Origin of the sequence: Streptomyces sp. NPDC048248 (assembly GCF_043201875.1) — a bacterium.
Taxonomy (GTDB): domain Bacteria; phylum Actinomycetota; class Actinomycetes; order Streptomycetales; family Streptomycetaceae; genus Streptomyces.
This window is the reverse complement of sequence record NZ_JBICZL010000014.1, coordinates 134,786-147,651: the sequence shown is the minus strand read 5'-3', so window position 1 is coordinate 147,651 and position 12,866 is coordinate 134,786. Positions and strand designations below refer to the sequence as shown.

Sequence of the window (12,866 nt, the reverse complement as noted above, 5' to 3'; positions counted from 1 at the left end):
TGCGTCTCTGGCTGCGGGGGGTGGGGGGGGGGGGGCGGGGGCGCCCCCCGGCCGCGGGGGGGGGGGGGGGGGGGGGGGGGCGGGGGGGGGGGCCCCCCCCCCCCCTCCCCGATCCCGCTATACGGCGCGGTCCCGCCCGGCCCAGTACGGCTCGCGCAGCCGCCGTTTGTAGAGCTTGCCGTTGGGGTCACGCGGCATGGCGTCGAGGAAGTCGACTGACTTGGGCCGCTTGTAGGCGGCGAGATGCCGTGCGCAGTGCGCGAGGATCTCCGCGGCCAGCTCGGGCCCCGCCCGATGCCCCTCGGCCGGCTCCACGACGGCCTTGACCTCCTCGCCCCAGTCGTCGTGCGGGATGCCGAAGGCGGCGGCGTCGGCCACGGCGGGGTGGCCGAGCAGCGCGGACTCGATCTCTGCGGGGTAGATGTTGACCCCGCCCGAGATGATCATGTCGATCTTGCGGTCGCGCAGGAAGAGATAGCCGTCCTCGTCGAGAAGACCGAGGTCACCGACGGTGAAGAAGTCGCCGATCCGGTTCTTCGCGGTCTTCGACTCGTCCTTGTGGTACTGGAAGCCACCGGTGGACATCTTCATGTAGACGGTGCCGAGTTGACCCGCGGGCAGCCGGTTGCCGTCGTCGTCGAAGACGGCCAGTTCACTGATCGGCCACGCCTTGCCGACCGTGCCGGGCTTCTTGAGCCAGTCCGCAGCGGTGGCGAACGCGCCGCCGCCCTCGCTCGCGGCGTAGTACTCCTCGACGCAGCCGCCCCACCAGTCGATCATCGCGCGCTTGACGTGGTCGGTGCAGGGGGCGGCGCCGTGGATGGCGTGCCGCATCGAGCTCACGTCGTAGGCCGCGCGCGTGCGCTCGGGCAGCGCGAGCAGCCGGTGGAACTGGGTCGGCACCATGTGGGTGTGGGTGCAGCGGTGCGCGTCGATCAGGGCCAGCATGTCCTGGGGCACCCACTTGTCCATCAGCACCAGGCGGTGTCCGATGTGCAGGGACGCACCGGCGAATTGCAGCACGGCGGTGTGGTAGAGCGGTGAGCAGACCAGGTGGACGTTGTCGTCGAACGGCTTGATCCCGAAAATGCCGAGGAAGCCGCCCAGGTAGGTCTCCTCGGGGGGCTTGCCGGGCAGCGGCCGGCGGATTCCGCGTGGCCGTCCCGTGGTGCCCGAGGTGTAGTTCATGACCCAGCCGAGAGTGCGCTCGGACGGCGCGGATCCGCTGTTGCCGTCCAGGAGTTGGGCGTAGGGGCGGAACCCCTCGACGGCACCGACGGCGTAGCGGTGCGTGGCGGGAAGCTTCGCCTCGTCCGCGGCGCTCCGGGCCTCGTCGGCGAACCGCTCGTGGGTGATCAGCACCTTCGCGCCGGAGTCGGCGACGATCCAGGCGATCTCCGGGCCGACCAGGTGGTGGTTGACCGGCACGAGGTAGAAACCGGCCTGGGATGCGGCGAGGTAGGCGGTGAGGAACTCCACGCCGTTGGGCAGCACCACGGCGAAGGCGTCGCCACGCGCAAGACCCGCCGCGCGGAGCCCGTGGACCAGTTGGTTGCTCGCGGCGTGCAGCCGGCCGGCGGTCCACTCCTCGCCTTCCTGGGTGACCAGGACGGAGCGGTCCGGGTCGGCGGCGGCCTGCGCCCAGAAGCCGTTGGGCGGTGGGGAGTCGTTGGTCATGTCCGCTGTCCTCCTCGGGATCAGGCGCGTCCTGCGATGCGGTTGATGCGGTCGATGGCCCGCTCGAAGCCGCGGGTGAGGTCGTCGAAGACGGCCTGCACGCTGCGTTCGCTGTTCATCCGGCCGACGATCTGACCGACCGGCGTACCGAGCAACGGCTCGACCTCGTGCTTCTGGATACGGCTGTTGGCCTCGGCGACCAGCAGCCCCTGCAGCGGCATCGGGAGCGGCCCCGGGCCCGCCGGGTCGTCCCAGGCGTCGGTCCATTCGGTGCGCAGCTGACGCGCGGGTTTGCCGGTCAGGGCGCGGGAGCGGACGGTGTCGCCGGCTCCGGCGGCGAGCAGCTTCGCGGTCAGCCGCCGGGAGTGCAGCTCGGCTTCCTCGGTGGTCAGCCACAGGGAACCGAGCCAGACGCCCTGCGCGCCGAGGGCGAGTCCCGCGGCGATCTGCTCCCCGGTGCCGATGCCGCCGGCGGCGAGCACCGGCAACGGGTCGACGGCGGCCACCACTTCGGGGGTGAGGACCATGGTGGCGATCTCGCCGGTGTGCCCGCCGGCCTCGTAGCCCTGCGCGACGACGATGTCGATGCCGGCGGCCTTGTGGTGCAGGGCATGGCGGGGGCTTCCGGCCAGTGCCGCGACGAGGACGTCGTGGTCGTGGGCGCGGCGGATGACGTCGGCGGGGGGCGAGCCGAGGGCGTTGGCGAGCAGTTTGATCGGATAGTCGAAGGCCACATCGAGCTGATTGCGGGCGACCTGCTCCATCCAGCCGGTGATCCGCCAGCCGGAGGCCTCGCCCTCGGCGAGCCGGGGCACCTGGTGCTCGGCGAGGATGTCCGTGACGAATCGGCGGTGCCCCTCGGGGATCATCGCCTCGACGTCGGCCTCGCTCACTCCCTCCACCTTCTTGGCGGGCATCACCACATCCAGGCCGTAGGGCAGCCCTTCGGTGTGCTCCTGCATCCAGTCCAGGTCGCGCGCCAGTTCGTCGGGGGCGGTGTAGCGGACCGCGCCGAGCACCCCGAATCCGCCGGCCCGGGTGATGGCCGCGGCGACCGCGGGGAAGGGGGTGAACCCGAAGACGGCGTGCTCGACTCCCAGTGCGTTGCTCAACTCCGTCTGCATGGGCGAAGGATGCCGCAGCGAGCCGGACGAGGGAAGAGATTTTCTGATGCGGCGTCAGATAATGATGCTGCATCGGGCAAGAGGCGTCAGGTCCGCGCCTGTGGCGGCAGCCCGCCGGAGGAAACCTTGCGGTGAAGCGCGCGAAAACCGGTGGATCGGCGCCACTGTGCTGCCTTATCGTGCTGCCGACCCAAGTCGTCGAGGCAAGGACATGCCGTTGTACACCCTGTGAGACCCCCCGAGCGATGAATCGTCGCGCGTCGCGCCTGTGCGCCGCGCTCCTTTTTGCTGCGGATTTCTCACTGAACAGGTGTACTTCTGTGCTCGAAAACTGGGTGGTCGTGCCCACCTGCCTGCCGACCGTTCTCCGTCGTTGTCACGCGTGCGCGTCCGAGCGCTTCCGGGCGAACGGCAAGTTTCGCATCAACGCGAACCACAAGCTCCTCGACGCCTGGCTCCTCGTGCTGTGTACCGCTTGCGGGGAAACCGCGAAGCTCACGGTCTTCGAGAGGACGAACGTACGATCCGTACGACCTCAGATGCTGGACCGGATGCATGACAACGACCCCGGCCTGGCCGCTGAGTTGCTCCAGGATCCGGTCGTTCGGCGCCGCAGTCGCGTCGCCCTCGACTGGGACGACGCCTGGCGTCTCGACACCGGCGGCTCGGACCACCCGGACCGCGAGGTGATCGACGTCTCGGTCCGCTTCGCGGCGCGGATCCCGGTTCGGCCGGTGCGGCTGATCGCTGAAGGCTGCGGTCTTTCGCGGTCCGGGGTCGAGAAGCTGATCGCGGACGGGAAGCTCGTTTCGGCAGCCCGGCTGAGCGGCAAGCTCTCCGGCGACTTCACCTTCACTCTCAGGCGCTGAGCCCTCTCAGGGACCAAGGGCCTGTCCGGCGGGATCCGCCGGACAGGCCCCTGCGGGAAGGCGCCACCCGCCGTGCCCGGTCCGCCGTCAGCCCTCTTCCAGTACCGCCATCGCCGCGTTGTGCCCCGGGATCCCGCTCACTCCCCCGCCGCGCACCGCGCCCGCACCGCACAGCAGCACATTGGCGTGCGAGGTGGCCACACCCCAGCGGCCCGGCGCGGTCGCCGCCGAGTCCGCCGTGCCGTCGGGCTCCGCGTACGGGAAGGCCAGCTCGCGGTGGAAGATGTTGCCGCCCGGCAGCCCCAGCTCCCGGTCCAGATCCACCGGGCTGCGCGCCTCGATGCACGGCCGGCCGTCGGCGTCGTACGCCAGGCAGTCGGTGAGCGGCTCGGCGAGGTGGGCGTCCAGCTGCCCGAGCGTGGCGGCCAGCAGCCGCTCGCGGGTGGCGGGATCGTCGGCGGTGTCGGCCGCGAACAGGCTCGCCGGGGTGTGCAGCCCGAAGAGCGTGAGCGTCTGCCAGCCCTCCCTGACCAGGTCAGCACCCAGGATCGAAGGGTCGGTCAGGGAATGGCAGTAGATCTCGGACGGCGGCGCGGCGGGCAGCTCACCGGCCGCGGCCTGCTGATAGGCCGTCTCCAACTGCCCGTATCCCTCGGCCACATGGAATGTCCCGGAGAACGCCTCCCGCGGATCCACCTGCGTATCGCGCAGCCGCGGCAGGCGGGTGAGCAGCATGTTCACCTTCAGCTGGGCGCCCTCCGCGGCCGGTGGCGGCTCCTCGCCCAGCAGCCGCGCCAGCTCCCGTGGGGCGGCGTTGACCAGCACGCGGCGCGCGCCGAAAGTGCCCTGTTCGCAGGTCACCTCCGCGGTACGGCCGTCCGTCGCGATGCCGGTCACCGCGCAGTCGGTGACGATCTCCGCACCGGCCCGGCGGGCGGCCCCGGCAAGCGCGTCGGTGAGTGCGCCCATGCCGCCGATCGGGACGTCCCAGTCGCCGGTGCCGCCGCCGATGACGTGGTAGAGGAAGCAGCGGTTCTGCCGCAGCGACGGGTCGTGGGCGGCGGCGAAGGTGCCGATGAGGGCGTCGGTGAGCACCACCCCCCGCACCAGGTCGTCGGTGAAGGCCGCCTCGACCGCCTCGCCCAGGGGGCGTTCGAACAGCGCCTCCCAGAGGGCCTCGTCATCGATCCGGGCGCGCAGCGCTTCACGGGTCGGCAGCGGCTCGGTGAGTGTGGGGAAGACCCGCTCCGCGAGGCGCTGGGTGCTGCCGTAGAAGCGCTCCCAGGCAGCGAACTCCCGGTCCGAGCCGGTGAGTTCGGCGAACGCCCGGCGGGTGCGGTCCTGGCCGCCGCCCACCAGCAGCCCGGTGGGGCGGCCGTCGCGTTCGACGGGGGTGTAGGAGGAGACGGTGCGCTTTCGGACCGCGAAGTTCAGCCCGAGGTCCCGCACGATCTTCGGCGGCAGCAGGCTGACGAGGTAGGAGTAGCGGGACAGCCGGGCGTCGAGACCGGCGAACGCCCTCGTCGACACCGCGGCACCCCCGGTGTGGTCCAGCCTCTCCAGCACGAGCACGCTGCGCCCGGCGCGTGCGAGGTAGGCGGCGGCGACCAGCCCGTTGTGGCCGCCACCGACGATGACCGCGTCATACGAAGTCCGTTCCGGCATGCCTCTTCGTAGCACGTGGTGATCTCCGTCGCCAGGTGCAGGCGGCTGAATCCTCCGGCCCGGCCGGTGGGGCTTCTTGACCGGGCATCGGGCGGCTCCTAGCGTCCGGCCGTTGCCCCGCTCCCTGCGCTGCTCCGCCCACTCGTGAGGTGACCCGTGTTCCCCCCCTCGGCTTCCCGAACCGGCCGTACCGTCGCCGGACTGACCGCCTTCGCCGCCTGTTCCGTGGGGCTGGTCGCGGCCACCGGCCCGGCATCCGCGGCCCCCGACCCGGTCCGTGCGTCCCTCGCCCCCCGCGCCGCTGAGCCGTATCCCCACCTTGCCCCGACGCCCCCGATGGGCTGGAACAACTGGTCGTACTACATGTGCGACATCAACGAGAAGGTCATCCTCGACAACGCGCGGGCCCTGGTGCGTACGGACCTCGCGCGCAAGGGGTACGACACCGTCACCGTCGACGACTGCTGGATGGCGAAGCAGCGCGGCCCCGCGGGGGAGCTGCGCGCGGATCCGGCGAGGTTCCCGCACGGCATGGCCCACCTCGGCCGGCAACTGCACGCGATGGGGCTGAAGTTCGGGATCTACGCGGACGTGGGCACCCTCACCTGCGAGAAGTACCCGGGCAGCATGGGCCACTTCCAGCAGGACGCCGAGCTGTTCGCGAGCTGGAAGGTCGACTACGTCAAGGCCGACGGCTGCAATGTGCCCACCGCCCCGGGGAGCACCAAGGAGCAGACCTACCGCGACCTGTACGGGCAGATGAGCCGGGCGCTCGCGGCCACCGGCCGCCCGATGACCTTCTCGGTGTCGGCGCCCGCCTACTTCCAGTTCGACGGCCGGCCCCTGTGGCACCGGGTGATCGGCTGGTCCGCCGATGTCGGCAACCTGTGGCGGGGCGGCCGGGACGTCGCACTGGAGAAGCAGTCGCCGGCCCAGAAGTGGTCCTCCATCCTCTACAACTTCACCTACAACTCGGGCCTCGCCGACCTCCAGCGCCCCGGCCGCTGGAACGACCCCGACTTCCTCCTCGCCGGGGACTCGGGGCTGACCGCGGACGAGATGCGCAGCCAGATGGCCCTGTGGGCGATGATGGCCGCGCCGCTGATCTCCAGCACGGATCTGACCAAGCTCTCGCAGACTGCCCTGGAGGTGCTCGGGAACAAGGAGGTCATCGCCGTCGATCAGGACCCGCTGGGCGTCCAGGGGAAGGTCGTGCGGCAGGAGACGGGGATGGCGGTGCTCAGCAAGCCGCTGCACAACGGCGACCGGGCGGTTGCCCTGTTCAACTCGGGCAACACGCCGCGCACGCTGTCCACCACGGCCAAGGACGCGGGCCTGCCGGACGCCGGCTCCTACCGGCTGCGGGAGCTGCACAGCGGCCGCATCACGAACAGCGGCGGGGAGATCGCCGCGAAGAACGTCCCGCCGCACGCCACCGTCCTCTACCGGGTCACCGCGCGCTGACCCGCCGGGCCGGTGAAGTCCGCTACCGCCGGCCCGGGGACTGCGCCTGGCGCAGCTGCGCGATCCGGCGGCGGCGGGCCGCCGCCTCGTCGGTCCGTCCCAGCCGGTCAAGGCACCGGGCTTCGTCCTCGTGGCTGGCGAGCGCCTCGGGATGCGCGACGCCCAGGACCCGATCCCGGGCGTCGGCGACCTGACGGTACGTTCCGAGCGCCTCGCCCCAGCGGCCGAGCCAGCCGAGTGCCACGGCGACCTCCCTGCGGCTGACCAGGGTGTCGGGGTGGTCGGCGCCCAGCACCCGATCGCGTGCCGCCGCCACCTCGCGGGCTTGCACGAGCGCCTCCTCCCAGCGGCCCAGCCGCCCGAGGTTGACGCCCAGCCCGTGCCGGGCACGCAGCGTCTCGGCGTCGAGCGGGCCGTGGACACGGGTCCTGGCGGCCACCAGATCGCGGTAGACGGTCAGCGCCTCCGTGCCCCGGCCCAGCCTGCCGAGGCCGATACCGAGCTCGTGCCGGGCGGCGAGGGTGTCGGGATGGTCGGCCCCCAGAGTGCGCGTACGGACGGCGGCGACCTGCTCGAAGGCGCTCAAGGCCGCGTCAGGGCGTCCCGTACGGCCAAGGGCGCGGGCCGCCTCGAAGCGGCTGGTGAGGGTGTCGGGGTGGTCGGGGCCGAGAAGCTGCTCGCGTTCGGCGGCGACCGCGTGGTGCACCTCGCCCGCCTCGGCCCAGCGGCCGTCCCGGCCCAGCTCCAGCCCGGCACCGTGCCGCTCGGCGAGGGCGGTGAGCCGGTGGACGGGCCGCCCGGGGTGGGGGCCCGGGGCGGCCGGGGGCGTCACTTCGAGCAGCGGGCCGGCGCCGGTGGTCCAGGCGAGGGCGAGGGCCGCCGTGGCGCGGCCCGGCGGATTCTGCAGGGGCGGCCGGGCGCTGCTCGCGGGGGAGCCCGTCGTCATCCCCCGGGTCCAGTAGGGCAGCAGCAGGGTCGGCGCCGTCACGTGGGCGTCCGCCCCACCTGAGCTGCGAGCGGTGTCGCAACGGCGGGCGTCGGCGAGGCGTTTGCCCAGTTCGTCGGCGTCCCGCGGCCGGTCGTCCGGGTCCTTGGCGAGCAGGTCGAGGACGATGTGGTCGTAGGCCTCCGGCAGGTCCGACCGCCGCGCGCGCAGCGGCTCCGGAGTGGTGTCGCGGTGGCCGATGAGCACGGCCCAGGCGTCACCGACGTCGAACGGCGGCGCGCCCGTGGCGATCTCGTACAGCACACAGCCCAGCGAGTACAGGTCGCTGCGGTGGTCGACGGTGCCGGCGCCGATCTGCTCGGGCGACATGTAGTGCGGGGTCCCCATGGCGATGCCGGTGCCGGTCAGCCGGGCGGTGAAGCCGATGTCGTGGCCCAGGCGGGCGATGCCGAAGTCGCAGATCTTGACCGTGCCGTCGGCGATCCGCACGATGTTCGCCGGCTTCAGGTCGCGGTGCACGACCTCTTGTTCATGGGTGTAGGCGAGTGCCGCGGTGAGCTGCTCCGCGATCTCGATGACGTCCGCGACCGGCAGCGGCTGGCGCCGGTTGTCGTCCAGCAGCTGGCTGAGATTGCGGCCGTTGAGCAGTTCCATGACGAGGAAGAGGGTGCCGTCGTCCTCCCCGAAGTCGTGCACGACGGTGATCCCGCGGTGCTGCAGGGCCGCCGCCACCCTCGCCTCGCGCCGGAAGCGCTCGCGCAGCACCTGAAGGAAGTTCGGTTCGTGGCGCGGCCCCATCGGCTTGAGGCATTTCACGGCCACCTGGCGGCCCAGCGACTCGTCGCGGGCCCGCCAGACCTCGCCCATGCCCCCGCGCCCGATCGTCTCGATCAGCCGGTAGCGCCCCTGGATCAGCCTGCTTTCCGCCATCGCGCAGCCCCGCCCCCGTCCCCGCGTTCCGTCGCGCAGCTCCCCCTGCGTGTCCTGCCGGTCCAGTATGGCGGCGGAACGGCGCAGCTTGTAGGGCGCTGGGCGGCCACCGGGTGCGCGTCGCCCGACGGCGCCCGGCGCGGCGGGTGCCGCGTCGCGGGGTCAGCGCCGTACTCGGGGCATCCCCAGGCCGATCCACGAGATGATCTCGCGCTGGATCTCGTTGTTGCCGCCGCCGAAGGTGAAGATGACCGCCGAGCGGTAGCCGCGTTCGAGTTCTCCGTGGAGGACGGCGCCCGCCGAGCCCTCCTTGAGCGGCCCGGCGGCTCCGACGATCTCCATCAGCCAGGCGTATGCGTCCCGGCGGGCCTCGGAGCCGTAGACCTTGACCGCGGAGGCGTCCTGTGGGGTGAGGGTGCCCTGCTGGAGGGCGTCGACCATCTGCCAGTTCAGCAGCTTCATGGCGTCCAGGCGGGTGTGCGTACGGGCCAGCCGCCCGCGTACCCATCCGAGGTCGATGACCCGCCGTCCGTCGGTGAGCTCGGTGTCGGCGGCCCAGCGCTGGACGTCGTGCAGCGCCCGGATGGCCATGGTGCCGTGGGCGGCCAGGGTGACCCGCTCGTGGTTGAGCTGGTTGGTGATGATCCGCCAGCCCTTGTTCTCCGGGCCGACCCGGCGGGCGGCGGGGACCACGACGTTCTCGTAGTAGCTGGCGGTGGTGTCGTGCGAGGCGAGCGTGTTGATCACCGTGCAGGAGTAGCCGGGGTCCGAGGTCGGTACGAGGAGCATGGTGATGCCCTTGTGGGGCGGGGTCCCCGGTTCCACGGCGGTGGTGCGGACCGCGAGCCACACCCAGTCGGCGGTATCGCCGTTGGTGGTCCAGATCTTCTGCCCGTTGACGACGTAGTGGCCGGTCTCCTCGTCCCCCTCGCGTACCGCGCGGGTCCTGAGGGCGGCGAGGTCGGTGCCGGCATCCGGTTCGCTGTAGCCGATGGCGAAGTCGATCTCACCGGAGAGGATCCTGGGCAGGAAGTACGCCTTCTGCTCGTCGGTGCCGTACTGCATGATCGTCGGGCCGACGGTGTTCAGGGCCATCAGCGGCAGCGGCACGCCCGCCTGCGCGGCCTCGTCGAAGAAGATGAACTGCTCCATCGGGCTCATGCCGCGCCCGCCGAACTCCTTGGGCCAGCCGATGCCGAGCCAGCCGTCCGCGCCCAGCCGGCGCACGGTCTCACGGTAGAAGCGCTTCTGCGCGGCCGCGGCGGTGCGGCCGGCTTCGGCGGGAGCGTCCTGCGGGTCCTGGGCGCCTCGGGAGCGGGCGTAGGCGTTGTCGGGCACCAGGTCGGCGAAGTACGTCCGCAGCTCGGCGCGCAGGTGCTGCTGCTCGGGGGTGTATTCGAGGTGCACGGCCCCTCCAGTTCGTCCGGTCCGTCATCCGGCCCGGCGGCCACCGGGCTCCTGACGGCCCGTCGGATACCGGATCGAGGGCACAGTAGAACGCGTTCCAGAAATACGGAAGGGCGCGGGCGGCGGCCCGCGGTGGCACGCACGCCCGTGACGGTGCCCGGCCCGGCGGGGAGGGGCCCGTCCGTCTCAGGGGACGATCGAGTCGACGTAGCCGCCGTCGACGCGGACCGCCGCCCCGGTGGTCGCCGAGGCGAACGGGGAGCTGAGATAGACCACCATGTGCGCGATCTCCTCCGGCTCGATCAGCCGCTGGAGCAGCGACTGCGGCCGGTGCTCACGCATGAAGGTGCGCTGCGCCTCGTGCCAGGAGACGTCCCGGCCGACGAGGTCGTACACGAAATCCTCGACCCCTCCGGTGTGGGTCGGGCCGGCGATGACGGAGTTCACGCACACCCCGGTTCCCGCGGCCTCCTTGGCGAAGCCCCGGGAGACCGCAAGCAGCGCCGTCTTGGACATGCCGTACTGGATCATCTCCGCGGGGATCACCACGGCGGAGTCGCTGGCGATGTTCTGGATGCGCCCCCAGCCGCGGACCATCATCCCGGGGAGGTAGGCGCGGATCATCCGGACCGCGGTCAGCACGTTGGTCTCGAAGTACTGCCGCCACTCGGCGTCGTCGATCTCCAGGGCGGGCCGGGCACCGAAGATGCCCAGGTTGTTGACGAGGATGTCGACCTGCGGCACGGCGTCGAGCACCTGCTGGAATCCGCCGTCGGTCGCGATGTCGCCCGGCGCGGCGACGAATTCCGCGTGCGGCACCTCCCCACGCAGCCCCTCCAGCGCGGCGTCCACGGACCGCTCGCTGCGGCCGTTCACCGCGACCCGTGCCCCGGCGCGGGCCAGGCCGGTGGCGATGGCCAGCCCGATGCCTTGCGTCGAACCGGTCACCAGAGCGGTCTTGTCGGCGAGATCGATCTGCACGGCTTTCCGTCCTTCCTCGCGCGGTCCGCTGATCCTGGCTCACCCTTGCACGGGCCACCGAGGGGAGCGAGAGATCGGGACCTCCCTCGGCGCGCCCCTTTCCCGGCGCCGGTTCGCCCGTGCCGCAGACCCCCCTTCACCGCGACCGCCGGGGCGTAGGCACCGAAGCCCGACTCGGCACCCGGAGCGTTCCCGAGGTGCCCAGCCGGGCCTTGCGTACATCACGGGGACCCGCGGCTCCGGTGGCCGCGGTCGGGCGGGGGTCAGCCCTTGGCGTTCTTCGCGGCAGCGTCGGGCAGCAGCCGGCTGGGCATGGCGTCCTTGCAGTACTTGACGTAGCCGGTGTTGGTCACGTACTTCGCCGCGATCCAGTTCGCGTGGGGGCCGCGGACCAGGTACCAGACGTCGTTGCCCGCGATGTTCTGGGCGCGGACCTTGCAGACCAGGCCGACCTGCGCGCGGTAGTGGAGGAAGCCCTTAACGGAGGAGTCCGTGCTGGGGTACTGACGCTCGTTGAGGCCGGACTTCGCGGTGACGGTGCCGTACGGCTTCGCGGGAGCGGCCTGGGCCGGCGCCGCGGCGAGCAGCGTGGCACCGAGAGCGGCAGCCGTGGCCAGTGCGCCCGCACCGGCTGCGAGCGTCCTGCCGCGGGCCACGAGGGTGTCGGTCGTGGACATAGGTGTCTCCTGTTCTTGACGCGCAATGCGACCCATTGGGCGCTAGATGGACATTACGCGCAAAATCATCGAAAAATCAGCTGAAACGACGGCCGGAGAGCCGATCGTGTGACGCTTCAAGTACGCCCGGACCGCGGGAAGTCGGGACGCGCGGCGGGGGCCGGACCGTCGCGCCCCGGAGGGACGCGCGCAGCGGCGGACGACGGCGTCAAGTTTGGCGCGGCTCCGGCGCGTCGGGCCGACGGTCCCCCTCACCGCGGACAGCTCACTTTTCGGCGCCGGCGCGATGGATCCCGAAGACACCGCCCTGGGGGTCCCGGATCATGGCGACCCGGGGACCGCCCGGCACGTCCATCGGGGGCACCAGGAGCGTGCCGCCCGCCTCCTCGGCGCGGGTGGCGGTCGCGTCGACGTCGGCCACCGCGAAGTACGGCAGCCAGTGCGCGGGCGTATCGCTCGGGTAGCGCTCGTCCAGGGGGCTCATCCCGCCGAAGTCGGCGCCGCCGATGCCCCACTGCGTGTACGTCTCTCCGGTGTTGACGGTCCAGCCGAAAACCCGTGGATAGAAGACGCGGGCGCCCTCGGGGTCCGGGGTGGCGAGTTCGACCCAGCCGAGCGAACCGGGTACGTCGAACACGGCGGCGCCGGCGAAGGAACGGGCCTGCCACAGAGAGAAGACGGCACCCGACGGGTCGGCAAGGACGGCGAAGCGCCCCAGGTCGAAGACGTCCATCGGCTCGTTCAGCAGGGTGCCGCCCGCCTCGGTGACCGCGGCGGCGGACGCGTCGGCGTCCCGGGTCGCGAAGGATACGGTCCACGCGGTGGGGCGGCCCGGCGCGTACAGCGGGGTCAGCGCCGCCACGGGCGCGCCGGCCAGGGAGAGCATCGTGTAGCCGCCCGCTTCCGGGCGCGGGTCGGTCTCCACGCGCCAGCCGAACACCTCGCGGTAGTACACCTTCGCGGCGTCCGGGTCCGTCGTACCCAGCTCGACCCAGCACGGTGCTCCGGCAGTGGGCTCAGCGATCTGCACCGTCTGATCCGTCCGTCCGCGCGGCCGGACGGCTTCCCCCGCACCTCACCTGACGGGGCGTTCGCGCATCCGTACACCGCAGTCCGTTTCCGTACG

10 protein-coding genes are annotated in these 12,866 nt (G+C 71.9%); 2 read left to right on the top strand and 8 right to left on the bottom strand.

Features of this window, described 5'->3' with window-relative positions; translation table 11 throughout:
- Window positions 1-117: 117 nt before the first annotated feature.
- Window positions 118-1,677, bottom strand: a complete 1,560-nt coding sequence (locus ACGFZW_RS28875; protein WP_393896174.1) for an acyl-CoA synthetase — start codon at window positions 1,675-1,677, stop codon at window positions 118-120.
- Between the two features lie 20 nt (window positions 1,678-1,697).
- A complete protein-coding gene (locus ACGFZW_RS28870; protein ID WP_393896173.1) occupies window positions 1,698-2,801 on the bottom strand; it encodes an NAD(P)H-dependent flavin oxidoreductase in 1,104 nt (367 codons plus the stop codon).
- Window positions 2,802-3,121: 320 nt separating this feature from the next.
- On the opposite strand from ACGFZW_RS28870, the gene ACGFZW_RS28865 reads away from it, so the two are divergent.
- Complete coding sequence (locus tag ACGFZW_RS28865; protein ID WP_393896243.1) at window positions 3,122-3,670, top strand: DUF1062 domain-containing protein; 549 nt, start codon at window positions 3,122-3,124, stop codon at window positions 3,668-3,670.
- A gap of 87 nt (window positions 3,671-3,757) precedes the next feature.
- On the opposite strand, the gene ACGFZW_RS28860 is transcribed toward ACGFZW_RS28865, so the two are convergent.
- Entirely contained in the window at window positions 3,758-5,335 is a 1,578-nt protein-coding gene (locus ACGFZW_RS28860; RefSeq protein WP_393896172.1) for a phytoene desaturase family protein, read from the bottom strand.
- A 156-nt stretch (window positions 5,336-5,491) separates the two neighbouring features.
- On the opposite strand from ACGFZW_RS28860, the gene ACGFZW_RS28855 reads away from it, so the two are divergent.
- Window positions 5,492-6,799 (top strand): glycoside hydrolase family 27 protein, encoded by a 1,308-nt coding sequence (locus ACGFZW_RS28855; RefSeq protein WP_393896171.1) that lies wholly within the window; start codon window positions 5,492-5,494, stop codon window positions 6,797-6,799.
- Window positions 6,800-6,821: 22 nt separating this feature from the next.
- Here the strand turns inward: ACGFZW_RS28855 and ACGFZW_RS28850 are convergent, their stop codons facing one another.
- From ACGFZW_RS28850 to ACGFZW_RS28830, 5 genes are all read right to left on the bottom strand, one after another.
- The gene (locus tag ACGFZW_RS28850) at window positions 6,822-8,675 is read right to left on the bottom strand and encodes a tetratricopeptide repeat protein (RefSeq protein ID WP_393896170.1); all 1,854 of its coding nucleotides are present in this window, start codon (window positions 8,673-8,675) and stop codon (window positions 6,822-6,824) included.
- 162 nt (window positions 8,676-8,837) lie between these two features.
- Window positions 8,838-10,082: an acyl-CoA dehydrogenase family protein gene (locus ACGFZW_RS28845; RefSeq protein WP_393896169.1), complete on the bottom strand. Its 1,245-nt coding sequence runs from the start codon at window positions 10,080-10,082 to the stop codon at window positions 8,838-8,840.
- 186 nt (window positions 10,083-10,268) lie between these two features.
- A complete protein-coding gene (locus tag ACGFZW_RS28840) occupies window positions 10,269-11,063 on the bottom strand; it encodes an SDR family NAD(P)-dependent oxidoreductase (protein WP_393896168.1) in 795 nt (264 codons plus the stop codon).
- A gap of 263 nt (window positions 11,064-11,326) precedes the next feature.
- Window positions 11,327-11,740, bottom strand: coding sequence for an SH3 domain-containing protein (locus ACGFZW_RS28835; protein ID WP_393896167.1), 414 nt, complete (start codon window positions 11,738-11,740; stop codon window positions 11,327-11,329).
- Window positions 11,741-12,005: 265 nt separating this feature from the next.
- Complete coding sequence (locus ACGFZW_RS28830) at window positions 12,006-12,770, bottom strand: VOC family protein (RefSeq protein WP_393896166.1); 765 nt, start codon at window positions 12,768-12,770, stop codon at window positions 12,006-12,008.
- Window positions 12,771-12,866: the final 96 nt, after the last annotated feature.

Excerpts from the sequence above, each read along its gene's own strand:
- ACGFZW_RS28835 (WP_393896167.1), bottom strand. The coding sequence starts at position 11,740 with ATGTCCACGACCGACACCCTCGTGGCCCGCGGCAGGACGCTCGCAGCC.
- ACGFZW_RS28875 (WP_393896174.1), bottom strand. The coding sequence starts at position 1,677 with ATGACCAACGACTCCCCACCGCCCAACGGCTTCTGGGCGCAGGCCGCC.
- ACGFZW_RS28870 (WP_393896173.1), bottom strand. The coding sequence starts at position 2,801 with ATGCAGACGGAGTTGAGCAACGCACTGGGAGTCGAGCACGCCGTCTTC.
- ACGFZW_RS28850 (WP_393896170.1), bottom strand. The coding sequence starts at position 8,675 with ATGGCGGAAAGCAGGCTGATCCAGGGGCGCTACCGGCTGATCGAGACG.
- ACGFZW_RS28860 (WP_393896172.1), bottom strand. The coding sequence starts at position 5,335 with ATGCCGGAACGGACTTCGTATGACGCGGTCATCGTCGGTGGCGGCCAC.